The organism is Phytohabitans kaempferiae, from assembly GCF_042433955.1.
GTDB classification, from domain to species: domain Bacteria; phylum Actinomycetota; class Actinomycetes; order Mycobacteriales; family Micromonosporaceae; genus Phytohabitans; species Phytohabitans kaempferiae.
On sequence record NZ_JBHLUH010000091.1, the window covers coordinates 48,793 to 75,752 of the forward strand.

The window sequence follows — 26,960 nt, forward strand, 5'->3', positions numbered from 1 at the left end:
ATGACACATGGACGCGGGAGATGACGAACTCAAGGTCCCGTACTGGCTGACGGCCACCGCCGAGGCGGCCAACGCCACCTTCTGGCGGATGCTGCGGCGGCTGCCGCACCTGCTGGCACAGGCGTGGCGGCTGGCGTGGCAGGCCAGCCGCCGGCACACGCTCGCCGTGGTCGGCTTCGAGCTGGCGGCCGGTGTCGCCAGCGCGGCCGGCCTGGTGAGCGTCGTCGGCGTACTCGACGGGCTCCTGCGCGAGGGACCGACGCCGGACCGGATCCGCGCGGCCGTACCCTCGCTGCTCGTCATGGTGGGCGCGGGCGCCCTCCACACGCTTCTCGGCTCAGCCGCGACGGCCGCCCAGGGGCGACTGTCCCCGCAGGTGAGCCAGACCGCGGAGATGCGGCTGCTGGACCTGACGACGCGGGTCGACCTGGCGACGTTCGACGACCCGGACTGGCGGGACGCGATGCAGCGGGCCCGCGACCGGGGCATCGACGCGGCGCAGCGGGTCGTCGACCACGCGATCGAGCTGGGCACCAACCTGGTCGGGCTGGCCGCCGCGGGCAGCGTGCTCGCTGTCCTCCACCCGGTCCTCCTCCCCCTGCTCGTGCTCGCCGTGCTCCCCACCGGCTGGGCGGCCGTACGCTCGGCGCGGCTGGGCTACCGGCAGCAGCTGCGCCTCGTGGCGGTGTGGCGTCGCAAGTGGATGCTCAGCGACCTGCTCGCCGACCGCGAGCCGGCGCCGGAGGTACGCGCGTTCACCGTGCGGCGGTACCTGCTCACCGAGGTGAAGCGACTGCTCGACGTGGCCACCGGCGAGTACATGCGGGTCTCGACCCGCCAGGTGCGCACCAATCTCATGGGCGCCGCGCTCGGCGGGGTGGCGACTGGCCTCACGTACACCGTGCTCGTCGTCCTGCTCGTCACCGGCCGCATGGAGCTGGCGGCGGGCGGCGCGGCGGCGTACGCGATCAGCACCGGCATCGGCCGGCTCACCCAGGTCGCGTTCAGCGTCAACCACTTGTACGAGCAGGGCCTGTACTTCAGCGACTACGAGGGCTTCTGCGCCCTCGCCACCGAGCGCGCGGAGGCCACGCCGCCGGCCCGCGCGCCGCTCGGACCGGGCACGATCGAGCTGCGCGAGGTCACCTTCGCCTACCCCGGCGCCGACCGCCCCGCCGTCCGCGACGTCACGCTGACCCTCCGCCGCGGCGAGACCATCGCGCTCGTCGGCGAGAACGGCTCCGGCAAGTCCACGCTCGCCCGGCTGCTCGCCGGCCTCTACCACCCCGACCGGGGCACGGTGGCCTGGGACGGCGTCGACCTCTCCGGCGTCGACCCGGTCAGCGTCCGCGACCAGGTCGCCGTCGTCATGCAGGAACCGACCCGGTGGCCGCTCTCCGCGCGGGCCAACATCACGATCGGTCGGTACGAACGCCCCACAGAACAGCCCGAGATCGAGCTGGCCGCCCGCCAGGGCGACGCGCACGACTTCATCACCGAGCTTCCCCGTCAGTACGACACGCTGCTCTCCCGCCACTTCACCGACGGCGCCGACCTCTCCGGCGGCCAGTGGCAACGGCTCGCGGTGAGCCGCGCCTTCTTCCGTGACGCCGCGCTGCTCATCTGCGACGAGCCGACCGCCAACCTGGACGCCCGCGCCGAACACGACGTGTACCAGCGCCTGCGCGAGCTTGCCGCCGGCCGCACCGTCGTCCTGATCACCCACCGGCTGGCCAGCGTTCGCGACGCCGACCGCGTCTACGTACTCGACCACGGGGCGGTGACCGAGGAGGGCACGCACCAGGAGCTGATGGCGCTCGCCGGCACGTACGCCACGCTCTTCACACTCCAGGCCAGCGCGTACCAGCAGCCCGACCCCGCCGCCTGACCGCGCGCGGTCAGCCAGTCGACCGCCCCCGGCGCCGGCGCATCTTCCTCGGCGCGCCGGTTGCCGTCCACCGCAGGCCAAGGTCTGTCCACCCTGGACAGTTGTCGATCACAGCAACTCGGCCATGCGGGCAGCCTGCCTCTCCCAGCGCCACTCCCGCTCGACCCACTCCCGACCCGCGATGCCCATGCGGCGGGCGAGGTCGCGGTCGGAGAGCAGCGTGGCGACGCGGTCGGCGATGGCGTCGAGGTCGCGGCCGCCCACCACGTAACCGGTCTCGCCCTCGCGCACCGCGTCGGGCGCGCCGCCCGAGTCGCCCGCCACCACGGGCAGGCCGGACGCGGACGCCTCCAGGTAGACGATGCCCAGCCCTTCGACGTCGAGACCGCGGTTGCGGGTGCGGCAGGGCATCGCGAAGACGTCGCCCGCCGCGTAGTGGGCCGGCAGCTCCTCGGCCGGCACCGAGCCGGTGAGGACCACGCCCTCCACGCCGGCGGCGAGCTTTTCCAACGTGGACCGGTGCGGGCCGCCGCCGACCACGAGCAGGGCCGCGTCGGGCACGCGGCGGCGGATCGCGGGCAGCGCGCGGACCAGCGCGTCCTGGCCCTTGCGGGGCACCAGGCGGGAGACGCACACCACGACCGGGCGGTCGCCCAGGCCGTGCCGGCGGCGGATCTCCGCGCCGTCGACCTCCGGGTGGTACGCGTCCACGTCGACGCCGGGCGCCAGGCGGCGCAGGTCGGTGAGGCCGCGCAGCGCCTTGTCCAGCCGCACGCGCGTGTACTCCCCCAGGTAGGTCACCACGTCGGTGCCCCGCGCGATGCGGCGCAGCAGGCCGCGCGCGCCGGGCAGGGCGGCCCAGCCGATCTCGTGGCCGTGGGTCTGTGCCACCGCGCGCTCGACGCCGGCCCGCCGCCGCAGCCCAGGGGCGAGCAGGCCGAGTGGCGCGGCGGCGCCGAACCAGACGGTGTCACAGCCGTACGCCCTCGCGATCTCCGCCGAACGCCGGGCCGCGCGCCGCGTGGGGAGCAGCACCGAGGTCGCCTCGCGGACCACCTCGAAGGGCTGCTCGGCGTCGAACTTCGCCGCGCCCTGCCAGGTGGAGGCGTAGACGACGAGCGAGCCGGGCGGCTGCCGTACGGCCAGGCCGTGCACGAACGACTGGATGCCACCGGGCCGGGGCGGGAAGTCGTTGGTGACGAGGAGCGTGGTCATCGCTCGCCGCGCGCGTACGCCCGCGCCGCCGCCATGCGCTCCACTGTAGAGGGATGGGAGGCGCTGTAGAGGTACTCCCAGCGGGGCGGATCGGGATCGCCGAGGTTGACCGTGGAGAGGCGCCGCTGCATCGCCTCGAACGTCGCCGGGTCGCGGGTCAGCTCCAGCGCGTGCGCGTCGGCCCGGGCCTCGACGCGGCGGGAGACGAGGCTCTGCACCGGCGCGGCGACGATGCCGGCGACAGCCACCACCGCGAGCATCAGCGCCAGCGCCCGCGGCTCGCCCATCGAGTCGACGCCCGCGGTGCGCAGCAGCCACGCCCAGCCGCCGAGCAGGTAGAGCGCCACGACCGCGGCCGCCGCGCCCAGCGCGCCGATCAGCGTGCCGGTGAACACGTCGCGATCCTTGGCGTGCCCCAGCTCGTGCGCCACCACGCTCGCCACCTCGGCCGGCGGCGCCTCGCGCAGCAGCGTGTCGTAGACGACTATGCGGCGGGTCGGGCCGAGGCCGGACACGTACGCGTTGACGGCCCGGGTGCGCCGGGACGCGTCGGCCACCAGCACGTCCTTGACCGGCACGCCGTCGCGCTGGGCCAGGCTCATCAGCTCGGTACGCAGCGACCCGGGCTCCATCGGCGTGAACTTGTTGAAGACCGGCTCCACGAGTACCGGAAGGACGAACGACAGCAGCACGACGAGCGCGGCCGCCCCCGCGGCGCCGAAGGCCCACCACCAGCGCGGCGCCAGCCGCGTGACCGTGTAGAAGCCGAGCAGGGCGACGGCGGCGATGACGGCACTCACCGCGTACGACTTCAGGACGTCGACGGTCCAGCCGCCCCAGGTCTGCGTGGAGAGGCCGTAGCGCGCCACGATCGTGTGACGCCACGCGGCGAGCGGGAGGGTGACGATCTGGGCGACCAGCACGACCGCCAGCCCGCCGAGCACCGCGCGCGCGATCCAGTGGTCGCCGAACGGGCGCCCCGCCGCCTCCACCAGCCGGCTGCCCAGCGGGGTGAGGCCGAGCGCGAGCGTGACGGCGAGGCCGAGCACCAGCCCGACGTAGGACCCCGGGCGCAGCGCCGAGTGAAACTCGCGGCCCCTGCGCACCTGCTCCTGCGGCAGGTCGCGGAGGGCGTCGAGCTGGTCGGCGCGGGGCGCGGGCGGGCGGTGCCATGGCACGAGCAGCGCGGCCGCGACCAGCAGCGCCACAGCGAGGCCGCCGAGCGCGACGGCCGCCCAGAGCCTGGGGGTCATGCGAGCCGATAGTAATTCAACCCTTTTCGACCCCACTTGCGGTCTGCCATGGCGCAAGTCAGGCGGGACGCAAGCTCCGCGCTGCTTGGCTGAAAGGTCGAATGGTCACGCCACGTGGCGCCGCCGCCGTCCGCCCGGCATGAGCCGCAGGCGGGGGCGCACCGGCTCGGAGATGACCTCCACCTCGAAGCCGGCCCGCGCGAACGCCTCGATCGCCCGCCGCTCGTCGCTGGTGAGATCGCCCTGCTGGGGCGGCGTGTCGAGCAGGGCGCTCACCAGGCACCCGCCGCACGCGGCCCCACGGACCACGCAGGTGTCGCAATCGATGAGCATCGTCCCTCCTCAGGGTGGGCCGGACAGCCACCGTCCGTGACATCGACGGTATGGGAGGGGTACGACAAAACCGCTACGCGCGGGAGAGGCGGCGCAGCAGGGCGTCCGCACCCAGCGGATACGCCCCGTGGCGGCGCACGCCGTCGGCCACCTCGCGGTCGGAGGAGACCACCACGATCGGGCGGCCGGACGGCTCGGCGCGGACGAGGCGGCGGATCAGCTCGTCGGCGGTCTCGCCCTTGCGGGAGAAGAGCACACGCACGCCCCGCGGGGCCGGGGGCAGGCCGTGCACCCGCTCGGCGCCGTCGAAGACCACCGTCACCTCGTCGCCGGTCTGCGCCGCGATGCCGCCGAGCCCGGTGATCAGGCGCTTGCGCTGCTGCTCCAGCGACATCTCGCCGAAGCCGCGCTTGGTCACGTTGTAGCCGTCGACCACCAGGTGGGCCCGGGGCAGCGCGAGCAGCTGGTCGAGGCGGGCCGGGTCGTCGCCGTCGAGCGCGCGCGTGCTGGAGACCTCGTCGGGGCGGTCGGCGAACGCGTCGGCCACGAAGTCGGCCGGCCGCCGCTCCGCCGGGTCGAGCGCCAGCTCGCGGCGGAGCCCCACGGCCGCTTGGCCGATCGTCTCCAGCAGCAGCCACAGCCGCGCGTCGTCGACGGCCCGCGCCTCCTTGGCGGTGGCCCGGGCGTTGCCGGCGACCGCCTCGGCCTCGGCGAGCTTGGCCCGGACCCGCCGCAGCTCCGCATCGTGGTCGGCGGTGGCCCGCGCGGCCCGCCCCCGCTCGGTGGCCAGCATCTCGGAAGCCTTGCGCTCGCGCGCCTGGATCTCGCGCAAGGCCCGGGTCGCCTGGCGCGTCTCCTCGCGGAGCTGGCCCAGCTCCTCGCGGACGCGGGCGAGCTCGTCGCGGAGCTTTTCCGCCTCGACCTTGGCGACCGCGCGGTCGTGCTCGGCCCGGGCGGCCCGCTGCTCGGCATCGCGGAGCAGCTCGGCGACGGCTGCGCTGTCGGCCTCGGCGCGGACCGCCTCGCCGGCGGCGGCGACCAGGTCACGCCAGCCCTCGGGGCGGGCCAGGTAGGCCAGCGCGGCCACCTCGACCGGGTCGGCCGCGGCCGGGCAGATGCCCTCGATCACCGCGGCGCCCAGGTCGCCGGCCTCGTCGAGGACCCGGCTGGTGATCCGCTGGCGGAAGAGCGGGTCGCCGGCGAGCTGCGTGGCGATCATCGGGCCACCGTGGCGGGCCCGCCGGTTGGGCGCGAACTTCGCGACCCGGCGCAGCGCCGCCGGCAGCTCGTCGGCGGGGAGCGTGGGCAGGGCGGCCGCGGTCAGGCCGATCACCCGCTGGCGCACCGGCTCGGGCAGCACGGGCTCCGGCTCGGGCTCGGACGGTGCCGCGCCGTCGCCCGAGGACTCGGGGGCCGGCTCCGCTGGCGGGGCGACTCCGGCGGGCGGCGCGACCGCGCTTGGGGGATCAGACAGGACGGACGGGGACATTTCACCCGAAACAGGCTCCGACCCCCCATGGGCCACACCACCGGCGGTGTGGTCGTCGGGCGGAACCGGTACGGACATCCCACAAGTCTCCCACCACCTACGCCATCCTCGCCCGGCTGCGGAGACGATCTTTTCCGGATCGAACCCTTTCCCGGACGGGGAACCCGATGGGAAGAATGTCGTACCTGTCTTCTACCGTGCCGCGCGTGACGCATGTGGACTACGTCCAGGGCACCCTCGACACGCTTCTCGACGACCCGGCGGCCCTCTCGCTGCGGGAGACCACGTTCGTCGTCGTCGACCTGGAGACCACCGGCGGCGCGCCAGACGGGGGCGGCATCACCGAGATCGGCGCGGTCAAGGTGCGCGGTGGCGAGGAGCTGGGCGTGCTGGCCACACTGGTCAACCCCGGCGTGCCGATCCCGCCGTTCATCACCGTGCTGACCGGCATCACGCAGGCGATGACCTACGAGGCGCCGCCGATCGAGCGCGTGCTGCCGAGCTTCCTGGAGTTCATCCAGGGCAGCGTGCTGGTCGCCCACAACGCGTCGTACGACGTCGGCTTCCTCAAGGCCGCCTGCGCCAGGCACGGCTACCGCTGGCCCCACCCCAAGGTGCTCGACACCGTGGCGCTGGCCCGTCGGGCGATGACCCGCGACGAGGTGCCCAACCACCGGCTCGGCACGCTCGCCGCCCACTTCGGCACCGCGCGCCAGCCGACCCACCGGGCCCTCGACGACGCGCACGCCACGGTGGAGGTGCTGCACGCGCTGATCGGCCGATTGGGCAGTTTTCGCGTGCACACGCTCGGCGACGCGATCGAGTTCGCCAAGGCGGTCACCCCGACCCAGCGGCGCAAGCGCCACCTGGCCGAAGGGCTCCCGCACGTCCCGGGCGTCTACATCTTCCGGGCCGCCGACGGCCGCCCGCTCTACGTGGGCACCTCCGGCGACATCGCGACCCGCGTGCGCAGCTACTTCACGGCGGGCGAGAAGCGGGCGCGCATCTCGGAGATGCTGGCCGCGGCGGAGACGGTGGAGCCGGTCGAGTGCGCCCACTCGCTCGAGGCGGAGGTGCGCGAGCTGCGCCTGATCGCCGCGCACGCCCCGCCGTACAACCGGCGCTCCAAGTACCCCGAGCGGGTCGTGTGGCTCAAGCTCACCGCGGAGGCATACCCCCGGTTGTCGCTGGTCCGCGCGGTGGCCGAGCCGGAGGCGGCATATCTGGGGCCGTTCAGCTCGCGGCGGTCGGCGGAGCTGGCGGCGGCCGGCGTGCACGACGCGGTGCCGCTGCGGCAGTGCACGCTACGCCTCTCCACGCGCACGACCACGCCCGCGTGCGCCCTCGCCGAGTTGGGCAGGTGCCTCGCGCCCTGCGAGCACCGGATCTCTGCGGAGGAGTACACGGAGCGTGCCGCCAGCCCGTTCCGCGACGCGATCACGGGCGACCCGGCGCCGCTGGTCGACCCGCTGCTGGCCCGCATCCGAAAGCTTTCCGACGCCGAGCGCTTCGAGGAGGCGGCGGTCGTCCGCACCAGGATGGCTGCCCTGCTCCGCGCGGCCGTGCGCATGCAGCGCCTCTCCGGCCTGACCGGCATCGCCGAGCTCGTGGCGGCCCGCCGCCACCGCACGACCGGCGGTTGGGAGCTGGCGATCGTGCGCCACGGGCGACTCGCCGCGGCCGGCGTGTCGCCACCCCGGGTGCACCCGAGGTCCACGATCGACCTGCTGCGCATCACGGCCGAGACCGTGCTCGAGCCCACCGCGTCCACAGAGGAGAGCGAGCGGATCCTGGCCTGGCTCGAGCGTCCAGACACTCGACTGGTGCAGATGTCCGCCGGTTGGGCGTCACCCGTCCGAGGGGCGGCCCGCTTCCGTGATCTGCTCCAACACGCGGAAAACGCAGCTTCCGGTAAAGACTCGACCGAAAGCTCATGACTAAGTAACCATTCGTATGACCGAGACTCACTTAGGCTGTTAGGCAAGTGCATTCCTGGGAGCCAACGCCCGTTTTACGGCGTGAAAGCGTGAGGGAGGTGTCTCGGTGGACGTCGACGCCGGCCACGGCGCCGCAATCGGACGCGCCCTGCCGACACAGACATCCGACCTCCCCCTCGCGACTCGGTTGCGTTCCTACCTGTCCTGGAGTTCGTCCTCCGACGACGACCCGGTGACGGTGCTGACCCGGACCCACCGCACCATCCACCCCTACGCCGACGCGGGCGTGCTGCGCCGCGGCTACGCGATCGCGGAAAGCATGCACCGGGGTCAATACCGCAAGAGCGGCGAGCCCTACATCACGCACCCGCTGGCCGTCGCGCAGATCTGCGCCGAGCTGGGCATGGATACCACCACGCTGGTCGCCGCGCTGCTGCACGACACGGTCGAAGACACCACCTACACGCTCCAGGCGCTCGACGGCGACTTCGGCCCCGAGGTGGCACACCTGGTCGACGGCGTGACCAAGTTCGACAAGGCGTTCTACGGCAAGGCGGCCGAGGCCGAGACCATCCGCAAAATGATCGTGGCGGCCGGCAAAGACGTGCGGGTCCTGATCATCAAGCTCGCCGACCGCGTGCACAACATGCGCACCCTCGACGCCCGCTCCCCCGCCTCGCGCGCCCGCATCGCCCGGGCCACGCAGGAGGTGCTGGTGCCGCTCTGCGACCGGCTCGGCATCCAGGCGCTCAAGCGCGAGCTCGACGACATCGTGCTGATGCACCTGCACCCCGACGAGTTCGAGCGGATCCACGACCACGTGCGCGACCGCCCCGACTGGGCGAGCTACCTCGACAAGGTCGTCGCCTCCGCCCGCACCGCGCTCAAGCGGGGCAAGGTCACCGCCACCGTCGCGCCTCGCCCCCGCCACTACTACTCGATCTGGAAAGACACCGTGGCCGGCGGCCACCGCGTGCCGTTCGACCTGCCCCGCATCGCCGTGGTGGTCGACGGCCCGGAGGGTGACTGTTACGCCGCCCTCGGCGCGATCCACGGGCAGTGGCGGCCGGTCGCCGGCCGGTTCAAGGACTTCATCGCCTCCCCGAAGAACAACCTCTACCGCTCCCTGCACACGACCGTGATCGGCCCCGGCGAGCGCACGGTCGAGGTGCTGATCCGCACGGAGGCGATGCACCGCGCCGCGGAGTACGGTGTGGCCGCCAACTACCGCTACCGGCGCCCCGCCGACCGCAGCGAGTCCGTCCGCCTCGACGAGCTGTCGTGGCTGCGGCGCGTGCTCGACTGGGAGCAGGAGACCTCCGACGCGGCCCAGTTCCTCCAGTCGCTGCGGTGTGACCTGGCGGAGGCGCAGATCCTGGTCTTCGCCGAGGGCCGCCAGGTGCTGCTGCCCGCCGGCGCCACCCCGGTAGACCTCGCCTACGAGCTGGCCGCCGAGACCGGCGACCACTGCCTCGCCGCGAAGATCAACGGTCGCCTCGCCCCGCTCGCCTCCCAGTTGCAGGATGGCGACGTGGTGGAGATCTTCACCGAGCCGGGGCACGGTCCGCAGCGGGAGTGGCTCGACTTCGTCAAGTCGCCACACGCGCAGATGCAGATCAACCGGTGGTTCGCCGACCACCAGGAGCCGGGCATCAGCATCGCCGACAAGGTGCGGCTGGGCCGGGCCACCATCGGGCTCGCGCTTCGCAAGCACAACCGCGGCCTGGCCAGCGAAGTGCCGCTGCGCATGCTCGCCGACGAGCTCGGCTACCCCGATCTGGAGACCATGCTGGTCGCGGTGGTCGACCGCGCCATCTCCCCCGACGACGTGGTCGACAAACTGATCGCGCTCGTCGACCGGCGAGAGTAGACCGTTGGTGGGGTCCGGTGGCACCGGCATCCCCGCACGCTAGCCTGACGTTCGTGAAGCCGTTACGCGCCGCCACGTACGGAGTCTTCTACCGGCTACCCATCGGCCTGCGCCGTTGGATCGTGCGGCGCGCCGTGCCCAAGTATGTGGTCGGCGCCGTGATCATGGTCCGCGACTCGGAGGCGGGTGGCGAGCGGCTGTTGCTGCTCCGCCAGCCTCCGCCCGGCCGGGGGTGGAACCTGCCGGCCGGGCTGCTCCAGCGCCGCGAGTCACCGATCGTGGGCGCGGCCCGCGAGCTGGCCGAGGAGACCGGCATCCGGCTCCGGCCCGAGGAGCTGAGCCCCGCGGTGCCCAACGCCGTCGTACACGCCCGCGGCTGGGTCGACGTCGTCTTCGAAGCGTCCGTACCGGCCTCGACCACCACGCTGACCGTCGACGGCGCCGAGGTCTACGAGGCCGCCTGGCATCCGCTCGACGACCTGCCCAAGCTGACCAAGGCCTCGGCGAAGCTGCTCGCGTACTACGGCATCGGCCCCCTCGCCGACCAGCCCGGTCCGTGGGCCTCCCTCCGCCGGTGAGCGACCTCTGCGCGGTGATCCTCGCCGCCGGCGAGGGCCAGCGCCTCCGCCCCCTCACCGAGCACCGCCCCAAGGCCCTCTGCCCGGTCGGCAACATCCCGCTCCTCGACCACGCGCTGGCCCGCGTCGGCCGGCTCGGCTTCGCCGATCCGGCGACCGTCGCGGTCAACGCCAGCTACCTCGGTGAGCAGGTGGTCACCCACGTCGGCGGGCGGGCCCACGTCTCCCCCGAAGACCACCCATTGGGTACGAGCGGCGGCGTGGGCAGGCTACGAAGCTGGATCGACGGCCGGGGCGTCCTCGTGGGCAACGCCGACGCCTACCTGGCCGGCCCGGGGGCCGACCCCGCCGCGCTGCTGGAGGGCTGGGACGGCGAGACGGTGCGCCTGTTCGGCCAGCCCGCACCCGAGGAGCCCTACGGCTTCGCCCGCCACCGCTTCGCGGGCTTCTCGCTGCTCCCCTGGCGATACGTGCGCGACCTGCCCCCCGAGCCCGCCGAGCTGGTCCGCACGGTGTGGCGTCCCGCCGAGGCCGAGGGCGCGCTGGAGGTGGTCACCTTCACCGGCACCTACCTCGACACCGGCACCCCGCGCGACTACCTTGCCGCCAACCTCCACACCGCCGGCGACGGCAGCCTGATCGCCCCCGACGCGAATGTGACCGGGCAGGTCGAGCGGGCGGTGGTCGGTGCCGCCGCGTCGGTACACGGCACGCTGACCAGGGCGGTCGTATGGCCAGGCGGACACGTGGCCGCCGGCGAGCACCTGGTGGACGCCATCCGCGCCGGCGACTCACTGACGGTGCCCGCCGCCCGCTGACCCGCTCGGGCCACCGGCCGCCGGACGTGCACGCGGCGCTCGCGCCCGGCGGCCGCGAGCGCCACACAAACGCGGAGGCCGCGGGTCGCCTGCACAGCGACGCCGCGGCCTCCAACCGATGCGAACCCCTACCGGGTGATCTCCTCGCGTTCCTCCGGCCTGGCGGACACCGGCGGGTGGCCCGGCGAGACCGGCGCCTCGGCCGGCTTCTCGATCGGGAAGAAGAAGCCCTTGATCGCCGGGCCGAGTGCGCCCAGGCGGTTCATCTTCTTCGGCACCACCCAGCCCGCGTACTCCAGGTTGCCGTGACCGTGCTCGTCGACCGGCGCGAGCGGCTGGTGCACCTCGATGAAGCGGCCGTCCGGCAGGCGCCGGATGATGCCGGTCTCCACGCCGTGCGCCAGCACCTCGCGGTCGTGTTGCTGGAGGCCCAGGCAGATGCGGTACGTGATGTAGTACGCCAGCGGCGGCGCGACCAGAAGGCCGATGCGGCCGCCCCAGGTCATCGCGTTGAGGCTGATGTGGAACTTGTCAGCGATCACGTCGTTGCCACCGGACAGCGTCAGGATCAGCCAGAACGCGATCGCCATCGCGCCGAGCGCCGTGCGGGCGGGAACGTCACGCGGGCGCTGGAGCAGGTGGTGCGACTTGGTGTCCTTGGTCAGTCTGGCCTCTATGAACGGATAGAGCATCGGCAGCACCGTCAGGATGCCGGGTAGCACCACCGTCGGCCAGAAGATCGGTGGGATCGTATAGCCGTCGCCCCATCCGAACAGGTCGAAGCGTATCTCCCAGGCGGGGAAGAGCCGCGTCGAGCCGTCGAGGAACATGACGTACCAGTCGGGCTGGCTGGCCGCGGAGACCACGTACGCCTCGTAGGGGCCGAAGAGCCAGACCGGGTTGATCTGGAAGAGACCGGCCATCAGCGCGATAACGCCGAAGACGATCATGAAGAAGCCGCCCTGCTTGATCGTGTACCGCGGCACGAAGCGCTCGCCGACCACGTTCTGCTCGGTGCGGCCGGGGCCGGGCCACTGCGTGTGCTTCTGCTTGAAGACCAGGCCCAGGTGGACGCTGATCAGCGCGAGCAGCGCGCCCGGGATGAGCAGCACGTGGGCGATGTAGAAGCGGCCCATGATGACGTGCCCGGGGAACTCGCCGTCGAAGATCGACGTGGTGACCCACGAGCCGATCACCGGGATGGAGAGCATGATCGCCGAGGCGATGCGCAGGCCGGTGCCGGAGAGCGCGTCGTCCGGGAGCGAGTAGCCGGTGAAGCCGGCGAGGAAACCGACCCAGAAGAGCAGCGATCCGATGATCCAGTTAGCCTCACGCGGCTTGCGGAACGCGCCGGTGAAGAAGATCCGGAACATGTGCACGACGATCGCGGCCATGAACGTCAGCGCGGACCAGTGGTGCATCTGCCGCATGATCAGGCCGCCGCGCACGTCGAACGAGAGGTTGAGCGTCGACGCGTACGCCTGCGACATGTGCGTGCCACGCAGCGGCGCGTAGCTGCCGTCGTACGTCACGACCGTCAGCGACGGGTCGTAGAAGAACGTCAGGAACGTGCCGGTCAGCAGCAGGATGATGAACGAGAAGAGCGCGATCTCGCCCAGCAGGAACGACCAGTGGTCCGGGAAGACCTTGTTGAGGATGCTGCGCAGCGGTGTCGCCGCCTGGAACCGGTCGTCGAGCCCTCCGCCGACCTTGGCCGGCACCGCGCTGACGTCAATCTTCCGGCGCTTCATGGCCGCTCCCAAAATGCTGGCCCAACCGCCACCTTGTAGTCGGACGTCGCCACGAAGAAGCCTTCCTCGTCCACCGTGATGGGCAACTGCGGCAGGCTCCGCGTGGCCGGCCCGAAGATCGGCCGGGCATTGTCGGTGATCAGGAACTGCGACTGGTGGCACGGGCAGAGCAGGCGGTTGGTCTGCTGCTCGTACAGGCTCGCCGGGCAGCCCGCGTGGGTGCAGATCTTCGAGTACGCCACGAAGTTTTCCCACTGGGAGCCCTCGTTGACCGGCTTGGCGGTGGCGAGGGCCTTCTCCGCGTCGCCCGCCCGCAGGTGGATCAGGAGCGTCGGGGAGTCGGCGTGCTCGTTGGTCGCGCCGCCGGGGATACCCGGGAAGACCGTCATCTGGCCGCCCACGCTGACGTCGTCGGGGCGGATCGGCGTGCCGTCCTCGCGGGTGAGGCGGACCGGGCGGCCGCCGTTGCCGGCCGGGTCCCAGCCGGTGCGGAAGAGGATCCGGTCCTTGGTCGGGCTCTTGATCAGACCACCGACGAGCGGGGCGGCGGCCACCAGGCCGACCGGGGCGAGCCCGAGCAGCGCGGCGAGCCCGAGCGTCTTGCGGCGCTTGATGCCCATCTCGTCGGCGATGTACGCCATCGTCTCGCCGGTCAGCTTGCGGTCCACGCGGTCGGACGGGCCGTCGTGCCGGTCCTGGATCGCCACCTCGCGCGGCAGCAGCCGCTTGCCCCAGGTCAGGATGCCGAAGCCGACGCCGAGGAGCGCGATGCCCAGGGTGACCCCGAGCAGCGGCGTGTAGAGCTTGCTGTTGTTGGCGCCGAGCTCGTACTCCCAGGGCCCCCAGATGTAGATGATCATGAAGGCGGTCGACGCCAAGCCGGTGAGCAGGAAGAACGACGCCACCGTGCGGACCATCCGCCGCTCGGCCTTGGTGCCCTTGATCGGGTACGGGTCTTCGTAGTGGACGATCTCGATGCCGTCACGCCGCGCGCCCTCGCGGACGATCTCGAACCGCGACAGCCGCGGGTCGTCGACGTCGACCTCTTCCCGCTCGACGTCGTGGGCGTGGGTATCCGTACTGCGGGGTCCCCGCGTAAACGTGGAGCGCAGCGGAGCGTTTTCGTGAGGTGCTTTCATGACTTCCCCGCAATCCACAGTGCCGCGAACACCAGCGCGACGATGCCGACCAGGAAGATAGCCACACCTTCGGTCACCGGCCCGAACCGGCCCAGGCCCCAACCGCCCGGGTCCTTGTCCTTGTTGAGGGCCTCCTGGACGTAGCTGATGATCTCCTTCTTCTGCTCCGGCGTGAGCTGGTTGTCACCGAAGACCGGCATGTTCTGCGGGCCGGTCAGCATGGCCGCGTAAAGCTGCCGGTCGGTCGCCTTCGACAGGTGCGGGGCGTACTTGCCCGAGGAGAGGGCACCGCCGCCGCCGCTGAACGCGTGGCACGACGAGCAGTTGATCCGGAAGAGGTTGCCGCCGCGGGCGATGGCCTCCTCGTCACTCGCCGGCGCACGCAGGTCACCCTCCGGCACCTGTGGGCCGCCGCCAAGCTCCTGGATGTACTGGGCGAGCTGGCGGGTCTGGTCGTCGTTGAACATGGGCGGCTTGCGCGGCGCCTGCGCCTCCTGCCGCGCCATCGGCATGCGACCGGTGCTGACCTGGAACTCGACCGACGCCGCGCCCACGCCGATAAGGCTGGGGCCGCGTTCGGGCACGCCCTGGGCGTTGCGGCCGTGGCAGCTGATGCAGCTCTGGTCGAACAGCGCCTTGCCCTCCTCGGCCGCCGTGGACAGCTGCGGCGTGTCCTCGGCCGAGAGTCCGGGGGCGAAGACGGTGTACACACCGCCGGCGAGCGTCAGCGCGATGGTGAGACGCACCACCGTGCCCAGGCGCCGCCGCACCCGGCTGCGCGGTTGTGACCGCCTGCGGCGCAGCCGCGCCATCAGGCCGCCGGGGGTGTCAGAAGTCATGCCAGATGTCCTTCATAACTATGAGACGAACCGAGCGGGCGGAACGTGACAGGCTGCTCACTGCAGGAGGTAGATCATCGAGAACAGCGCGATCCAGACCACGTCGACGAAGTGCCAGTAGTACGAGACCACGATCGCCGAGGTCGCCTGCGCCGGCGTGAACCGGCCCATCGTCGTGCGGGCCATGAAGATGAGGAACGCCACCAGGCCACCGGTCACGTGCAGGCCGTGGAAGCCGGTGGTCAGGTAGAACATCGAGCCGTACCCGTCGGCGTTGATCTTCACGCCATGGTGCACCAGCTGGCGGTACTCGTTGGCCTGGCCCAGCACGAAGATGAGCCCCATCACGAAGGTGAGAGTGAACCAGCGGCGCAGCGAGTGCACGTCGCCCCGCTCCGCGGCGAAGACGCCAAACTGGCAGGTCACCGAGGACGCGACCAGGATCAGCGTGAACGTCGTCGCGTACGGCAGGTTGAGGACCTCCGTGTGCTTCTCCCACTGGCTGTAGTCCGCCGCGCGGATGGAGAAGTACATCGCGAAGAGCGCCGCGAAGAACATGAGCTCGCTGGAGAGCCACACGATCGTCCCGACGCTGACCATGTTGGGCCGCGTCAGCGAGTGGATCCGGCTCTTGTCAATTGCTGAGGCCGCAGTCACGCGGTCATTATCGCCACCTCGTAGTACGACGTTGCGTCGGGGTCACCTACGACGGTGTGTCGTGGGCTGCTGGCACCCTGAACCGGGCCTTGGCATAGCCTCGAACCGTGGAGCCCTTTACCGTTTCGTCCATCTTCACCGAGGCCAGCGTCGACAGCTGGATCGCGGTGCTGCTGGTGGTGGCGGCCGGCCTGTACCTGTACGGCGTGCACCGCCTGCGCGCCCGCGGCGACAAGTGGCCGGTCTCCCGCACGGTGCTCTTCATCGGTCCCGGGCTGGGCGCGATCGCCGCGGTGACGGTGAGTGGGCTGCACGCCTACGACACCACGCTCATTTCGGTACACATGGTGCAGCACATGGTGCTCTCCATGGTCGCGCCGATCTTCCTGGCGCTGGGCGCGCCGGTCACGCTCGCCCTCCGGGTGCTGCGCGGCGCGCCCCGGCGGCGGCTGCTGGCGGTGGTGCACAGCCGGTTCGCCCGCGTGATGGCGTTCCCGCTGGTCGCGTACGCGCTCTTCGTCGCCAACCCGTTTGTGCTCTACTTCACCGACCTCTACCGGCTGACCCTGGAGAACGCGTTCGCCCACGAGGTGGTGCACGCCCACTTCATCCTCACCGGCTGCCTCTTCTTCTGGCCGCTGGTCGGGCTCGACCCGCTCCCCGGCCGGTGGCCCTACCCGGGGCGGGCGCTGCTCATGGTGCTGTCTGTGCCGTTCCACACGGTGTTGGGGCTCACCATCATGCAGAGCACCACGCTGCTCGGCGGCGACTGGTACCCCTCGCTCGGGCTCACCTGGGCCGACCCGTGGACCGACCAGAAGGTGGCCGGCGGCATCCTGTGGGCCGGCGGCGAGTTCGTCTCGGTCACGATGATCGGCGTGCTGCTGGTGCAGTGGTTCAAGCAGTCCGAGCGGGAAGCCCGGCGCATCGACCGCGAGCTAGACCGGCAGGAGGCAGCCGCCGCGGCGGCCGAGGCGGCGGCGGCCCGCACCGGGGCCCAACGCGCCGAGTGACGACGGGTACGATCAGGCCGCAGCTAAGAGGTGGGAGCGCCATGACCGACCGTACGTACACCGTCCTGCTCTACAGCGACGACCCTCAGGTGCGCGACCGCATGCGGCTCGCGATCGGGCCGCGGCCGGCGGCCGACCTGTCGGTGGAGTTCGTCGAGGCCAGCGATTACGCGGGGTGCGTCCGGCTGGTCGACGACTTCGAGATCGACCTGATGGTGCTCGACGGCGAGGCGACCCCCGGCGGCGGCATCGGCATCGCCCGGCAGATCAAGGACGACCGCGACGACGCGCCGCCGACCTGCCTCGTGATCGCCCGGGCAGCCGACCGCTGGCTCGCGGCGTACGCGGAGGTCGACGCGACCCTGCTGCACCCGCTGGACCCGGTGACCACCGGGGAGACTGTCGCTGGGCTGCTGCGTTCGCACGCTGCCGCCTGACCCCCCCACAACTGGAGGCCACCGTGGGCGAGCGGACCTGGCCAAACCTGATCGCCGCGCTGCTGCGCGCCGAGGAGCTGTCCACCGCTGACACCGCCTGGGCGATGGGCGAGATCATGAGCGGTTCGGCGACGCCGGTGCAGATCGCCGGCTTCGCCATGGCGCTGCGCGCCAAGGGCGAGACCCCGGCCGAGCTGAGCGGCCTGGTCGAGACGATGCTGGCCAACGCCGCGCTGGTCGACCTCCCCGACGAGGTGCGCGCCAGCGCCGTCGACGTGGTCGGCACCGGCGGTGACCGGGCGCACACCGTCAACATCTCCACCATGACCGCGATCGTGGTCGCCGGCGCGGGCGTGCGCGTGGCCAAGCACGGCAACCGGGCCGCCTCCTCGAAGTGCGGGGCGGCCGACCTGCTGGAGTTCCTGGGCATCCCGCTCGACCTGGGGCCCGAGCAGGTGGCGCACTGCCTCACCGAGGTGGGCATCGGCTTTTGCTTCGCGGCCCGCTACCACCCCGGGATGCGGCACACCTCGGTCCCCCGCCGCGAGCTGGGCGTGCCCACGGTCTTCAACTTCCTGGGCCCGCTCACCAACCCGGCCCGTCCCCGCGCCGGCGTGGTGGGCTGCTTCGACCCCCGGATGGCGCCGGTGATGGCGAGCGTCTTCGCCCAGCGCGGCGACTCGGTGCTGGTCGTGCGGGGCGAAGACGGGCTCGACGAGTTCAGCACGGCGGCGCCGACCCGGGTCTGGGCCGTGCGCGACGGCATCGTCACCGAGCACCTGCTCGACGCGGCCGACCTGGGCATCGCCCGGTCCGCGCCGGGCGACCTGCGCGGTGGCGACGCCGCCTTCAACGCCGACGTGACCCGCCGCCTGCTGGCCGGCGAGCCGGGCCCGGTCCGCGACGCGGTGCTGGTCAACGCCGCGGCCGCGCTGGCCGCCCAGGCCGGCCTCCCGGGCGACCCGCTGGAGTGCATGCGCGAGTCCCTGGCGCGCGCCGCCGAGAGCATCGACAGCGGCGCCGCCGCGAAGAGGCTCGACCGCTGGGTCGAGGTGGCCCGCGCCACGGCCTAGAGACCTTCGCGGTCGAGGTCCGCGCCGCGGTCAGCGCACTCGCCGCACGCTTCTCCGGGCTACCGCGATGTCCGTCGCGCTCCAGGCCGCTGCGTGGGGTCCCCGGGGAGACAGGTGCTTTCCCGCAGCCGCCCGCTCTGCGGTCCACAGCCCCGGCCCCGGCCCGCAGCGGGGGCAGGGCCCGGAAGGTTGAGACCCCACACACGCCCCGGCGGTGGCACACGACCGCCCACCGCCCTTCAGGCTGATGACCACGGGATGCGCAGCGGCCTCGGTCCGGGCGGAGCTGTCGAGTTGGGCGCGCCAACGCGCCCAACTCGCGCTGTATCACCAGCGCGCGTCCGGCACACGGTCTGCCGCCGGCACACTTGCTCAGCTTCGCGATCGGTCGGGATAGTTCGTTGACGTCGGCGGCGCGCGACGCCGGCGGCGGCGTCGGCGTCGGTTCGGACTGCCCACCGGGCAGGCAGCCTTTGGATCAAGACGAGTTATGGCTGCTATTGGCGCCACAAGTCGTCTTGATCCCGCCACTTGTTGATCCATGGCGTGCCCACGTCTTTGGGGGGCGGGGATTGTTCGCGGTCTTGAGGTCAAGGTCGTGCGTGGCGAAGAATCCACCCTCCGGGGTCAATTGGCCGCCACGGACGGACCGCCTCCCCGCCCGGTCAGCCCGGACAGGGGGCTTTGTCAGGGACATAGCCCCTTGCGGCCGGTTTGAATGGGCAATGTCCCCGACAATCGCCCACACACACACCTGCCGGGTCCGGCCCGGCAACCACCGGGCCCGGCATCCACGCCGCGAGTCGCGTATTTCGCGTCCGGCCGGGTTGGGCGCACCGGTGCGCCCAACCCGACAGCTTCCCCAACACACGACACCAGGTCCGAGCGCAGCCCAGCCGCGCAACCGCCTCGACTCCGAAAGCTCCGTCGAGCCGCACAGGCGGCCGCCGATCGGTGCGTGTATTCAGAGGAGGGTCTGTGTCCAGGCGGCGATGCGGTCGGCGACGGGGTCGGCCGCACGTACCCAGGTGAAGTGGTCGGCGCCCGCGATCGCGTGGCGCTCCCGCGTCACCTCGGCGGCGCGCAGCTTGCCGCAGAGGTGGTCGAGCGTCTCGTGCGGCGTGTACTGGTCGTGGTCGACGCTGATCGCCAGCACCGGCGTACGCAGCGCGCCCAGCGCCGCCTCCGCGTCGACGCCGCCCAGCCGGGGGAAGCGGCCGGTGCGGGCGGTGTGTGCCCAGTCACGGATCACGCCCCTCGCCTGCCGGCCGCCGAAGCCCCAGCCGGGCCACACGCGCAGTGCCGCGCTGGTGACGCCGATCGCCTGGGTCATCGCCAGCACGCCGAGGCGGCGGCGCGGATAGACCCGCCAGTACGGCAGGCCGACCGCCATCAGCACCACGCCGTCCACATCGGACTGCCCGGCCAGCGCCAAGTGCAGCAGTGCGGCCTGCCCACCGAGCGAGTGGCCGAGCACGATCCGGCGGCGCCCGTCGAGCCGCGGCTTGAGCGCCTCCTGGACGGCACCGACGTCGTCGGCCAGCTCGGCGTACCCGTACCCAGAGGAACGGCTGGACGGCGGCGTGCTGGCGCCCGTGCCGCGGAGGTCGGCCACGACGACGGCCATGCCGGCCCGGCGCAGTGACGCGGCGAGCGGCCGGTAGTAGCGGGCGCGCACCCCCATCGCCGGCCACACCACGACGACCGGCGGGTCGGCCACGCCGTCGGGCTCGGGGTAGACCTGGAGACCGAGGCGGTCGGTGCCCCGGTCGAGGTACTCCTGGGCGTAATCCTCAGTCGGCATCGTCGAGACCGATCGCGAACGCGCCCTCCAGGTCGTGCTGAGAGTACGCGCGGAACGCGATGTGGGTCTCGGTGTCGAGCACGCCGGGCGTCTTGTTGATCGACCCGGCGATCACCTCGGCGATCTGCTCGTACTCCCGCACGCGCACGATCGCGATGAGGTCGACGTGGCCGGCCACCGAGTAGACCTCGCTGACGTTGGGCAGGGCGGCCAGGGTCTCCGCCACCTCGGGGATCGAGTCGGTCGCGCAGTCGATCAGGACGATCGCGGTGATCACGCGCCTACCCTATCGGCTCCCGCGCCCTGCTCGTCGAGCCAACGGGCGTGCGCCTCCCAGGCCGCCTGTTTGGTGGTGCCGAGGGCGGCGCCGATCTGCGACCACGAGGCGCCGGTGGCGCGGGCCGACCGCACGCCGAGCTGCCGACCGTAGCCGGCCTTGCGCGCGATCAGCTCGCCCAGCGCGAGCATCTCCAGCGCCTCCTCCTTGGTGAGTGGCGGTGCGGCGAACGACTCGTCCTCCTCACCGGGCGAGGCGAGGGCGTCCCGCGTGCGCAGCGTGTCGTAGCGGGCCACGGCCGTCTGCAGAGTGTGCTGGCGCTCCAGCTCGTCCGGCGTCGACATGCCACCACTATCTCGTCAAGACGCCCTGACGTCAAGTTGCCCTGACACCGCGACGCGCGGCATGATGTCCGGCAGCAGCGACTGGCGGCACGGGGATGGATCACCATCGGGGAGCTCGCCGCGGGAGCCGACCGCCTGGGCGCCCGCGCCGAGGAGTCCGCATGCCCTCCACGAGTGAATCCGCCCTCCTCCTGCCCGGCGCGCCGGTCGCCGAGGCAGTCCTGGCCGAGACCGCCGCCGCGACCGCCCGCCTGCGCGAGCGCGGCATCACGCCCAGCCTGGCCACCGTGCTGGTCGGCGATGACGACGCCAGCGCCGGCTACATCCGCATCAAGCAGCGGCAGGCAGCCGAGCTCGGATTCGCATCCCCGCACGAGCACCTGCCGGCCGCCGCCTCCCAGGCCGACCTGCACCGCGTGATCGCCCGCTTCAACGCCGACCCCGCCGTGCACGGGCTGCTGGTGCAGTACCCGATCCCGGCCCACCTCGACTACGACGTCGCGTTGCAGAGCATCGACCCGGACAAGGACGTCGATGGCATGCACCCGCTCAACATGGGCCGCCTGGCGGTCGGTCTGCCCGGCCCGCTGCCCTGTACGCCGGCGGGCATCGAGACACTGCTGGCGCACTACGAGATCCCGGTCTCCGGGCGAGAGGTCGTGATCCTCGGCCGCGGCGCCACGCTCGGCCGCCCGCTGGCGATGCTGCTCGCTCAGAAGCGCCCCACCGCCAACGCCGCCGTCACCGTGGTGCACACCGGCGTCCGCGACTGGCCCCGGTACGCCCGGCGGGCCGACGTCCTCGTAGGCGCGGCCGGCGTACCCGGGATCATCCAGCCTGAGCACGTCAAACCCGGCGCCGTGGTGATCGGCGCGGGCGTCCGCTACGCCGGGCGCCGCCTGCTGCCGGACGTCGACGAGGCGTGCGCGAGCGTCGCCGGCGCCATCACGCCCCGCGTCGGCGGCGTCGGGCCCACGACGGTGGCCATGCTCGTCCGAAACGTGGTGCGGGCGGCCGAGCGGGCCAGCGGGTAGCGCCATTCGAACAGGTGCGCGACACGCCGGCCCACCTCCGCCAACCGGCCGGCGGGTCGTGGCAGCGTGAGAAAGGACACCCGGGTAGTTCCGCCTCCTAGAGCATCACCGCTTCCTAGAGCAGAGGAGAGACCCGTGCGAGAGTTGCGTTGCGTCATCTGCGAGGCCGACATGCCCTTCGAGGCGGTGCCGGCCGACGGCGAGACCGGCGACGAGTTCCCCGAGCTGCTCTGCACCGGCTGCGGCACCGCCGTGGTGGTCGCGCCCTTCACGCTGCGGGTCTGGATGCGCCACCGGGGCAACGCGGTGGCCCCGCAGCAGCGCCGGGCCGCCTGACCGTATTTCGCTGGCCGGCGCCGCCCCGATCGACCATCCTGGCCGGGGTGAACGACGCCGAACGCCGGGTCTGGGGCCGGCTCCCCGCCGGTACGCGCGAGTCGCTGGCCGGGCTCTCCGCCTCCGACCTGCAAACTCTGCTGCTGTCGGTGGCGCGGGCGCGGGCGGCCGAGGTGCGCCCCGCCGGCCTGCTGCGCCGCTGGCGCGAAGACCGCTTCGTCCGCCCCTCCCCCGCCGACCCGCGCGCCGTCGCCGCCCTGGAAGCCCGGATGTGGCGGCTGCTGCCGGAGCGGTTCGCGGGCGTGGAGCTTTCGCCGGTGGCCCCACTCGGCACGTGCGCGGTGGTAACCCCGCAGAGCCAGGACCGAGTCGTCTCCACGCTCCGCGCCGCCGAGGTGGTGAGCGACTCCACGAACGCGCTCGCGGTCGAGGCGGCGGACCGCCGGTTGCGCCAGCCCGCCACGGGCGAGGTGCACCTGGCCGCCAGCCACCGCATGCTGCGGGCGCAGCGTTTCCCGGCCGGCTGGGGCGCGCACTTCCGCCTCTTCGCGCTGGTGTCCAGTGCCCGCGACACCGGCTCCGGCGACACCGAGGCGCGGCTGCTGATCCTGCACCTCGGCTACTGGCGGCGCGTGCTCGCCGACCTGCTGCCGCCGGGCGTGACGCCGCGGCTGGAGTACACGATCTTCGACAGCCCCGTGCTCCGCGAACGTCTCGCCGACACGGTCGCGCCCGCCGTGCCCGTCGTCGAGGATCCGGAACGCGAGCGCGGCCGGGGCTACTACGCCGGCATGGCCCTGCGGATCACCGCGCGGCGCGGTGACGAGGTCGTGGAGCTGGGCGACGGCGGCTTCACCACGTGGACGGCGCAGGTGATGGGAAACGCCAAGGAGCGCTGCCTGATTTCCTGCCTCTCCACAGAACGGCTGGCCGCCCTGACAAGCGACCAGCCGTGAGGTGGATGGCTCAGTGCTCGGCGGTGCGCCGCGTGCCGGTGTAGTACTCGAACAGCAGGCCGCAGGTGGTGAACGTCACCGCGATCAGGCCGATCGCCAGCAGCCACCACATCCAGAAGACCAGGCCCAGGCCGGCCACCGTCGCGGCGAGCGCGATGCCGAAGGGCCAGTAGCTGCCCGGGCTGAAGAAGCCGATCTCGCCCGCGCCCTCGGCGATCTCCGCCTCCGGCAGGTCTTCCGGACGCGGGTCGATGCGGCGGGAGACAAACCAGAAGAAACCGCCGCACATTGTGGTCAGCAGCGCGGAGAGCAGGAGCGCGACCACGCCCACCCACTCGATGGTGCTCGAGTACCAGGTCCACCACGCGTACACGGCACAGGCGACGTACAGGAACACCGACACGACGCCGAAGATCCGCCACTCAGTCTTCATCGCGGTGTCCCTATCCTCCGGTGGACGACTGGTTGAAGTTGGACACGTCGCGCCTGGTCTCGAACGGCACGGTCGTGGTCGCCAGCGGCGACTCGCCGATCGACTGGAGCGCCTCCTGCGTGGTGGCACCGTCTCGCTTGGCCTGGAGGAACTGCTCGTACTCCGCCGGCGACACCGCGCGCAGCTCGAAGTTCATCATCGAGTGGTAGGTGCCACACAGCTCGGCACACCGCCCGACGTACGCGCCCTCCTGGTCGATGCTCGCGACCTCGAAGACGTTGCGCACGTTGCCGGGGAAGACGTCGCGCTTGAAGAGCAGCTCCGGGACCCAGAACGAGTGGATGACGTCCTTGCTGGTCTCCTCGAAGCGGATCCGCTGGCCGGTGGGAAGCACCAGCACCGGGATCACGTCGGCGGAGCCGAGCGTGGAGGCGACCGTGTTGGCGTCTTCACCGATGCCGTCGCGGTAGTTGAACTGCCAGCCCCACTTGAACGCGACGACCTCGACGGTCACGTCCGGGTTGCCCGACTTTCGGTCGACGTCGGTCTGCACGACGGCCGTGTAGTAGAAGAGCACGCACACGACCAGGATCGGGGCGATCGTGTAGAGGAACTCCATCGGCATGTTGTAACGGGTCTGCACCGGCAGCTGGTCGCTCCGCTTGCGGTAGCGCACCACGCACCAGAAGATCAGACCCCACACCAGCACGCCGACGGCGAGAGCCGCGATGACCGAGCCGATCCACAGGTCGTACATGCGGTTGGCCTGAGGCGTGACGCCCCCGGGCCAGCCGAACCCGAACGCCGAGCCGACATCGCAGCCACCCAGCAGGGTCACCAGTGCCAGAGCGCCGGCGCCGAGCCCGGCGAGCCGGCCAACCCGGCCGCGCGCACCCCTTGCGATCACCTGGTCCTGCCTCCCTAGCAGTGCCGTAGCGAGCAACCGGCACATTACTCGACCATGCATCTACTACACGTCGTGGGGGTGGGTAGCGTCGCTTCCATGCAGGCGTTCTTCGACGCGGCCGCGGGCGCGCCGCTCCATCCGGTCGCGCGGCAGGCACTGCTCGCCGCCCTCGAAGACGGCTGGGCCGACCCCGGCAAGCTCTACACGCAGGCCCGCCGGGCACGCCAGCTCCTCGACGCGGCGCGGGCAGCGACCGCCGAGATTCTTGGGGTACGACCCGACGAGATCGCCTTCACCCCCAGTGGCACCGCCGCGGTGCACTCGGCGGTCGAGGGCACACGCAAAGGGCGGCGCCGGGCGGGTCCGGTGCTGGTGCACTCGGCGATCGAGCACTCCGCCGTGCTCCACGCCGCGGGTGAGGACGGGGTGAGCGTGCCGGTCGACCGGCTCGGGCGACTCGACCTGGACGCGTGGCGGGCGGCCGTACGCGGCGACGGTGTGGCCCTAGCCGCCCTCGTCAGCGCGAGCCACGAGGTGGGCACGGTCCAGCCGGTCGCCGAGGCTGCCGAGGCGTGTGCCGCGCACGGCGTACCCCTGTTCGTGGACGCGGCGCAGTCGGTGGGTCGCGTGCCCGTACCCGATGGCTGGTCCCTGCTCGCCGCGAGCGCCCGCAAATGGGGTGGCCCGCCCGGTGTGGGGCTGCTGGTCGTGCGGAAGGGGACGCGCTGGGAGGCGCCGTACCCCCAGGAAGGCGACCGGGACACGGGCCGCGACCTGCCCGCGATCGTGGCGGCCGCGGCGGCGCTGCGGGCGGTGGCCGCCGACCGGGAGGCCGAGGCGGCGCGGCTGGCTCCCCTGGTCGACCGGATCCGCGCGGTGGTGCCGGCGACCGTGCCCGATGTGGAGGTGGTCGGCGACGCCGAGGCGCGGCTGCCGCACCTGGTCACGTTCTCGTGCCTTTACGTGGACGGCGAGGCGCTGCTGCACGCGCTGGACCGCCGCGGCTTCGCCGTCTCGTCCGGCTCGTCGTGCACGTCGTCGACGCTCCGGCCGAGCCACGTGCTGGAGGCGATGGGCGTGCTGTCGCACGGCAACGTACGGGTCTCGCTGCACCGCGAGACCACGCAGGAGCAGGTGGAGCGCTTCCTGGCCGAGCTGCCCGGCATCGTCGCCGACCTGCGGGCCGAGGCGGGGGTGGTGGGGCTGTGAACCCGCCGGTCGTGCTGGACTGCCTGGGCCAGCGGTGCCCGCTGCCGGTGATCGCGCTCGCCCGGCGGCTGCCCCAGCTCGACGTCGACGGGGTGGTGCGCGTGCTCGCCGACGATCCGGCCGCCGCCAACGACATCCCCGCGTGGTGCCGCATGCGCGGCCACCAGTACCTGGGCGCGACGACCGTCGACGGCTCACCCGCCTACGACGTGCGCCGCGCCCACTGACGCCCAGCCCGCTCAGGGCAGGTGCGGGCGGACCTCCTCGGCCGCCTCCGCGCCGTACGCCCCGGCGAGGCGCTCCAGGAACGCGTCCGACTTGATCTCGTACTCCTGCGGGCCGACCGTCTCCAGCACGAGCGCGGCCACCAGCGAACCGACCTGGGCCGAACGCTCCAGCCCCAGCCCCCAGGAACGGGCCGAGAAGAAGCCGGCGCGGAAGCCGTCGCCGACGCCGGTGGGGTCTTCGGTGCGCACGTCCGGCACGACCGGCACGTGGATGCGCTCGATGTCGCGGCCGGTGATCTCGACGCCGTCCTTGCCGAGCGTGGTCACGCGGATGCCGACCATCTCGAGCATCTGGTCACCGGAGATGCCGGTCTTGTTTTCCAGCAGCGACTTCTCGTACTCGTTGGTGAGCAGGTAGGCGGCACCGTCGATCAGCTTGCTCAGGTCGCCCCCGTCCATGCGGGCCATCTGCTGGGAGATGTCGGCCACGAAGGGGTAGCTCCGGTCGCGGCACTCCTGCGAGTGGCGGATCATCGCGTCCGGGTCGTTGGGGCTGACGAGCACGAGGTCGAGTTGGCCCACGCGGTCGGCGACCGGGGCCAGCTCGATGTTGCGCGCCTCGCTCATCGCGCCCGCGTAGAACGAGGCGATCTGGCACAGGTCGTTGTCGGTCGTGCAGACGAAGCGGGCGGTGTGTGCCACCTCGCTGACGTGCACCGAGTCGCAGTCGACGCCGTGCCGCTCCAGCCACGAGCGGTAGTCGGCGAAGTCGGCGCCCACCGCACCGAGGAGCACTGGCCGCAGCCCGAGCTGGGCCATGCCGAACGCGATGTTGGCGGCGATGCCACCTCGCCGCACGACCAGGTCGTCGACCAGGAAGGACAGGGAGACCTTGTGCAACTGGTCGGCGATGAGCTGGTCGGCGAACCGGCCCGGGAAGTGCATCAGGTGGTCGGTGGCGATCGAGCCGGTAACGGCGATCTTCATAGCGCCCTCGCGAATCGGGTACGGGTCGTGCAGTGCGCGGACAGCGTACCCACATCCCCGGCCCCCGGAGTTAGCCGTCTGATCGCGATCCGGTAGCCCCGCGAACACCGGCCGGACACGAAAAACGGGGCCACCGGTGACGGCGGCCCCGTTTCG

Annotated in this window: 27 protein-coding genes and 1 riboswitch; of the genes, 13 read left to right on the forward strand and 14 right to left on the reverse strand. The window is 72.2% G+C overall.

Going from position 1 to position 26,960, the window contains the following annotated elements; translation table 11 throughout:
• Window positions 1-7: 7 nt before the first annotated feature.
• Window positions 8-1,888, forward strand: coding sequence for an ABC transporter ATP-binding protein (locus ACFFIA_RS40160; protein ID WP_377261943.1), 1,881 nt, complete (start codon window positions 8-10; stop codon window positions 1,886-1,888).
• 108 nt (window positions 1,889-1,996) lie between these two features.
• Here the strand turns inward: ACFFIA_RS40160 and ACFFIA_RS40165 are convergent, their stop codons facing one another.
• The 4 genes from ACFFIA_RS40165 to ACFFIA_RS40180 all read right to left on the reverse strand — a co-directional run bounded on the left by ACFFIA_RS40165 (window position 1,997) and on the right by ACFFIA_RS40180 (window position 6,256).
• Window positions 1,997-3,103 (reverse strand): glycosyltransferase family 4 protein, encoded by a 1,107-nt coding sequence (locus ACFFIA_RS40165; protein ID WP_377261946.1) that lies wholly within the window; start codon window positions 3,101-3,103, stop codon window positions 1,997-1,999.
• Window positions 3,100-4,356 carry a M48 family metallopeptidase gene (locus tag ACFFIA_RS40170; protein WP_377261948.1) on the reverse strand — a complete coding sequence of 419 codons (1,257 nt, stop codon included), beginning with the start codon at window positions 4,354-4,356 and terminating at the stop codon, window positions 3,100-3,102. Before ACFFIA_RS40170 ends, ACFFIA_RS40165 begins: the two co-directional genes overlap by 4 nt.
• A gap of 105 nt (window positions 4,357-4,461) precedes the next feature.
• Entirely contained in the window at window positions 4,462-4,689 is a 228-nt protein-coding gene (locus ACFFIA_RS40175) for a hypothetical protein (RefSeq protein WP_377261950.1), read from the reverse strand.
• A 73-nt stretch (window positions 4,690-4,762) separates the two neighbouring features.
• The gene (locus ACFFIA_RS40180; RefSeq protein ID WP_377261953.1) at window positions 4,763-6,256 is read right to left on the reverse strand and encodes an NYN domain-containing protein; all 1,494 of its coding nucleotides are present in this window, start codon (window positions 6,254-6,256) and stop codon (window positions 4,763-4,765) included.
• A 98-nt stretch (window positions 6,257-6,354) separates the two neighbouring features.
• Between ACFFIA_RS40180 and ACFFIA_RS40185 the strand changes: the two genes are divergently transcribed.
• The 4 genes from ACFFIA_RS40185 to ACFFIA_RS40200 all read left to right on the forward strand — a co-directional run bounded on the left by ACFFIA_RS40185 (window position 6,355) and on the right by ACFFIA_RS40200 (window position 11,381).
• Window positions 6,355-8,115 carry a DEDD exonuclease domain-containing protein gene (locus ACFFIA_RS40185; protein ID WP_377262093.1) on the forward strand — a complete coding sequence of 587 codons (1,761 nt, stop codon included), beginning with the start codon at window positions 6,355-6,357 and terminating at the stop codon, window positions 8,113-8,115.
• Between the two features lie 106 nt (window positions 8,116-8,221).
• Entirely contained in the window at window positions 8,222-9,985 is a 1,764-nt protein-coding gene (locus tag ACFFIA_RS40190) for a RelA/SpoT family protein (protein ID WP_377261955.1), read from the forward strand.
• Between the two features lie 53 nt (window positions 9,986-10,038).
• Window positions 10,039-10,563, forward strand: coding sequence for an NUDIX hydrolase (locus tag ACFFIA_RS40195; RefSeq protein ID WP_377261957.1), 525 nt, complete (start codon window positions 10,039-10,041; stop codon window positions 10,561-10,563).
• Entirely contained in the window at window positions 10,560-11,381 is an 822-nt protein-coding gene (locus tag ACFFIA_RS40200) for a nucleotidyltransferase family protein (RefSeq protein WP_377261959.1), read from the forward strand. The genes ACFFIA_RS40195 and ACFFIA_RS40200 overlap by 4 nt, the downstream gene beginning before the upstream one ends.
• A 128-nt stretch (window positions 11,382-11,509) precedes the next feature.
• On the opposite strand, the gene qcrB is transcribed toward ACFFIA_RS40200, so the two are convergent.
• From qcrB to ctaE, 4 genes are read right to left on the reverse strand one after another with little or no spacing between them, the layout of a single operon-like run.
• Window positions 11,510-13,132, reverse strand: a complete 1,623-nt coding sequence (gene qcrB, locus ACFFIA_RS40205) for a cytochrome bc1 complex cytochrome b subunit (RefSeq protein ID WP_377261960.1) — start codon at window positions 13,130-13,132, stop codon at window positions 11,510-11,512.
• The gene (qcrA, locus tag ACFFIA_RS40210) at window positions 13,129-14,271 is read right to left on the reverse strand and encodes a cytochrome bc1 complex Rieske iron-sulfur subunit (RefSeq protein ID WP_377261963.1); all 1,143 of its coding nucleotides are present in this window, start codon (window positions 14,269-14,271) and stop codon (window positions 13,129-13,131) included. The genes qcrB and qcrA overlap by 4 nt, the downstream gene beginning before the upstream one ends.
• Entirely contained in the window at window positions 14,268-15,110 is an 843-nt protein-coding gene (gene qcrC / locus ACFFIA_RS40215; RefSeq protein WP_377261965.1) for a cytochrome bc1 complex diheme cytochrome c subunit, read from the reverse strand. Before qcrC ends, qcrA begins: the two co-directional genes overlap by 4 nt.
• Window positions 15,111-15,167: 57 nt before the next feature.
• Window positions 15,168-15,767, reverse strand: coding sequence for an aa3-type cytochrome oxidase subunit III (ctaE, locus tag ACFFIA_RS40220; RefSeq protein ID WP_377261967.1), 600 nt, complete (start codon window positions 15,765-15,767; stop codon window positions 15,168-15,170).
• A gap of 107 nt (window positions 15,768-15,874) precedes the next feature.
• Here ctaE and ACFFIA_RS40225 point away from each other — a divergent pair, with 107 nt between their 5' ends.
• The 3 genes from ACFFIA_RS40225 to trpD are packed head-to-tail and all read left to right on the forward strand — an operon-like array spanning window position 15,875 to window position 18,290.
• Window positions 15,875-16,780 (forward strand): cytochrome c oxidase assembly protein, encoded by a 906-nt coding sequence (locus ACFFIA_RS40225; protein WP_377261969.1) that lies wholly within the window; start codon window positions 15,875-15,877, stop codon window positions 16,778-16,780.
• A gap of 41 nt (window positions 16,781-16,821) precedes the next feature.
• Window positions 16,822-17,217 carry a hypothetical protein gene (locus ACFFIA_RS40230; protein WP_377261971.1) on the forward strand — a complete coding sequence of 132 codons (396 nt, stop codon included), beginning with the start codon at window positions 16,822-16,824 and terminating at the stop codon, window positions 17,215-17,217.
• 23 nt (window positions 17,218-17,240) lie between these two features.
• On the forward strand, window positions 17,241-18,290 hold the full coding sequence (gene trpD / locus ACFFIA_RS40235) for an anthranilate phosphoribosyltransferase (RefSeq protein ID WP_377261973.1): 1,050 nt from the start codon (window positions 17,241-17,243) through the stop codon (window positions 18,288-18,290).
• Between the two features lie 964 nt (window positions 18,291-19,254).
• On the opposite strand, the gene ACFFIA_RS40240 is transcribed toward trpD, so the two are convergent.
• The 3 genes from ACFFIA_RS40240 to ACFFIA_RS40250 are packed head-to-tail and all read right to left on the reverse strand — an operon-like array spanning window position 19,255 to window position 20,715.
• Window positions 19,255-20,094 (reverse strand): alpha/beta hydrolase family protein, encoded by an 840-nt coding sequence (locus ACFFIA_RS40240; RefSeq protein WP_377261975.1) that lies wholly within the window; start codon window positions 20,092-20,094, stop codon window positions 19,255-19,257.
• The gene (locus ACFFIA_RS40245) at window positions 20,084-20,371 is read right to left on the reverse strand and encodes an Lrp/AsnC family transcriptional regulator (protein ID WP_377261977.1); all 288 of its coding nucleotides are present in this window, start codon (window positions 20,369-20,371) and stop codon (window positions 20,084-20,086) included. Before ACFFIA_RS40245 ends, ACFFIA_RS40240 begins: the two co-directional genes overlap by 11 nt.
• The gene (locus ACFFIA_RS40250; RefSeq protein ID WP_377261979.1) at window positions 20,368-20,715 is read right to left on the reverse strand and encodes a hypothetical protein; all 348 of its coding nucleotides are present in this window, start codon (window positions 20,713-20,715) and stop codon (window positions 20,368-20,370) included. The genes ACFFIA_RS40245 and ACFFIA_RS40250 overlap by 4 nt, the downstream gene beginning before the upstream one ends.
• A 67-nt stretch (window positions 20,716-20,782) precedes the next feature.
• Window positions 20,783-20,863: riboswitch (ZMP/ZTP riboswitch) on the forward strand.
• A 13-nt stretch (window positions 20,864-20,876) separates the two neighbouring features.
• Here ACFFIA_RS40250 and ACFFIA_RS40255 point away from each other — a divergent pair.
• The 3 genes from ACFFIA_RS40255 (at window position 20,877) to ACFFIA_RS40265 (ending at window position 23,041) form a co-directional block, all read left to right on the forward strand.
• The gene (locus ACFFIA_RS40255; RefSeq protein WP_377261981.1) at window positions 20,877-21,749 is read left to right on the forward strand and encodes a bifunctional 5,10-methylenetetrahydrofolate dehydrogenase/5,10-methenyltetrahydrofolate cyclohydrolase; all 873 of its coding nucleotides are present in this window, start codon (window positions 20,877-20,879) and stop codon (window positions 21,747-21,749) included.
• 135 nt (window positions 21,750-21,884) lie between these two features.
• A complete protein-coding gene (locus ACFFIA_RS40260) occupies window positions 21,885-22,085 on the forward strand; it encodes a hypothetical protein (protein ID WP_377261983.1) in 201 nt (66 codons plus the stop codon).
• A 47-nt stretch (window positions 22,086-22,132) separates the two neighbouring features.
• Window positions 22,133-23,041 carry a hypothetical protein gene (locus ACFFIA_RS40265; RefSeq protein ID WP_377261985.1) on the forward strand — a complete coding sequence of 303 codons (909 nt, stop codon included), beginning with the start codon at window positions 22,133-22,135 and terminating at the stop codon, window positions 23,039-23,041.
• A 10-nt stretch (window positions 23,042-23,051) separates the two neighbouring features.
• Here the strand turns inward: ACFFIA_RS40265 and ACFFIA_RS40270 are convergent, their stop codons facing one another.
• Together ACFFIA_RS40270 and ctaC are read right to left on the reverse strand one after the other, a co-directional pair.
• Window positions 23,052-23,474, reverse strand: a complete 423-nt coding sequence (locus ACFFIA_RS40270; protein WP_377261987.1) for a cytochrome c oxidase subunit 4 — start codon at window positions 23,472-23,474, stop codon at window positions 23,052-23,054.
• Window positions 23,475-23,484: 10 nt separating this feature from the next.
• Entirely contained in the window at window positions 23,485-24,378 is an 894-nt protein-coding gene (gene ctaC, locus ACFFIA_RS40275) for an aa3-type cytochrome oxidase subunit II (protein ID WP_377262096.1), read from the reverse strand.
• 99 nt (window positions 24,379-24,477) lie between these two features.
• Between ctaC and ACFFIA_RS40280 the strand changes: the two genes are divergently transcribed.
• The gene (locus tag ACFFIA_RS40280; RefSeq protein ID WP_377261989.1) at window positions 24,478-25,590 is read left to right on the forward strand and encodes a cysteine desulfurase family protein; all 1,113 of its coding nucleotides are present in this window, start codon (window positions 24,478-24,480) and stop codon (window positions 25,588-25,590) included.
• The gene (locus tag ACFFIA_RS40285) at window positions 25,587-25,817 is read left to right on the forward strand and encodes a sulfurtransferase TusA family protein (RefSeq protein ID WP_377261991.1); all 231 of its coding nucleotides are present in this window, start codon (window positions 25,587-25,589) and stop codon (window positions 25,815-25,817) included. The genes ACFFIA_RS40280 and ACFFIA_RS40285 overlap by 4 nt, the downstream gene beginning before the upstream one ends.
• A gap of 12 nt (window positions 25,818-25,829) precedes the next feature.
• Here ACFFIA_RS40285 and ACFFIA_RS40290 read toward each other — a convergent pair whose 3' ends face one another.
• On the reverse strand, window positions 25,830-26,804 hold the full coding sequence (locus tag ACFFIA_RS40290) for a carbohydrate kinase family protein (protein WP_377261993.1): 975 nt from the start codon (window positions 26,802-26,804) through the stop codon (window positions 25,830-25,832).
• Between the last annotated feature and the right edge of the window lie 156 nt (window positions 26,805-26,960).

Excerpts from the sequence above, each read along its gene's own strand:
- ACFFIA_RS40160 (WP_377261943.1), top strand. The coding sequence starts at position 8 with ATGGACGCGGGAGATGACGAACTCAAGGTCCCGTACTGGCTGACGGCC.
- ACFFIA_RS40165 (WP_377261946.1), bottom strand. The coding sequence starts at position 3,103 with ATGACCACGCTCCTCGTCACCAACGACTTCCCGCCCCGGCCCGGTGGC.
- ACFFIA_RS40170 (WP_377261948.1), bottom strand. The coding sequence starts at position 4,356 with ATGACCCCCAGGCTCTGGGCGGCCGTCGCGCTCGGCGGCCTCGCTGTG.
- ACFFIA_RS40175 (WP_377261950.1), bottom strand. The coding sequence starts at position 4,689 with ATGCTCATCGATTGCGACACCTGCGTGGTCCGTGGGGCCGCGTGCGGC.
- ACFFIA_RS40180 (WP_377261953.1), bottom strand. The coding sequence starts at position 6,256 with ATGTCCGTACCGGTTCCGCCCGACGACCACACCGCCGGTGGTGTGGCC.
- ACFFIA_RS40185 (WP_377262093.1), top strand. The coding sequence starts at position 6,355 with ATGTCGTACCTGTCTTCTACCGTGCCGCGCGTGACGCATGTGGACTAC.
- qcrB (WP_377261960.1), bottom strand. The coding sequence starts at position 13,132 with ATGAAGCGCCGGAAGATTGACGTCAGCGCGGTGCCGGCCAAGGTCGGC.
- qcrA (WP_377261963.1), bottom strand. The coding sequence starts at position 14,271 with ATGAAAGCACCTCACGAAAACGCTCCGCTGCGCTCCACGTTTACGCGG.
- qcrC (WP_377261965.1), bottom strand. The coding sequence starts at position 15,110 with ATGACTTCTGACACCCCCGGCGGCCTGATGGCGCGGCTGCGCCGCAGG.
- ACFFIA_RS40230 (WP_377261971.1), top strand. The coding sequence starts at position 16,822 with ATGACCGACCGTACGTACACCGTCCTGCTCTACAGCGACGACCCTCAG.
- ACFFIA_RS40240 (WP_377261975.1), bottom strand. The coding sequence starts at position 20,094 with ATGCCGACTGAGGATTACGCCCAGGAGTACCTCGACCGGGGCACCGAC.
- ACFFIA_RS40250 (WP_377261979.1), bottom strand. The coding sequence starts at position 20,715 with ATGTCGACGCCGGACGAGCTGGAGCGCCAGCACACTCTGCAGACGGCC.
- ACFFIA_RS40255 (WP_377261981.1), top strand. The coding sequence starts at position 20,877 with ATGCCCTCCACGAGTGAATCCGCCCTCCTCCTGCCCGGCGCGCCGGTC.
- ACFFIA_RS40270 (WP_377261987.1), bottom strand. The coding sequence starts at position 23,474 with ATGAAGACTGAGTGGCGGATCTTCGGCGTCGTGTCGGTGTTCCTGTAC.
- ACFFIA_RS40280 (WP_377261989.1), top strand. The coding sequence starts at position 24,478 with ATGCAGGCGTTCTTCGACGCGGCCGCGGGCGCGCCGCTCCATCCGGTC.
- ACFFIA_RS40290 (WP_377261993.1), bottom strand. The coding sequence starts at position 26,804 with ATGAAGATCGCCGTTACCGGCTCGATCGCCACCGACCACCTGATGCAC.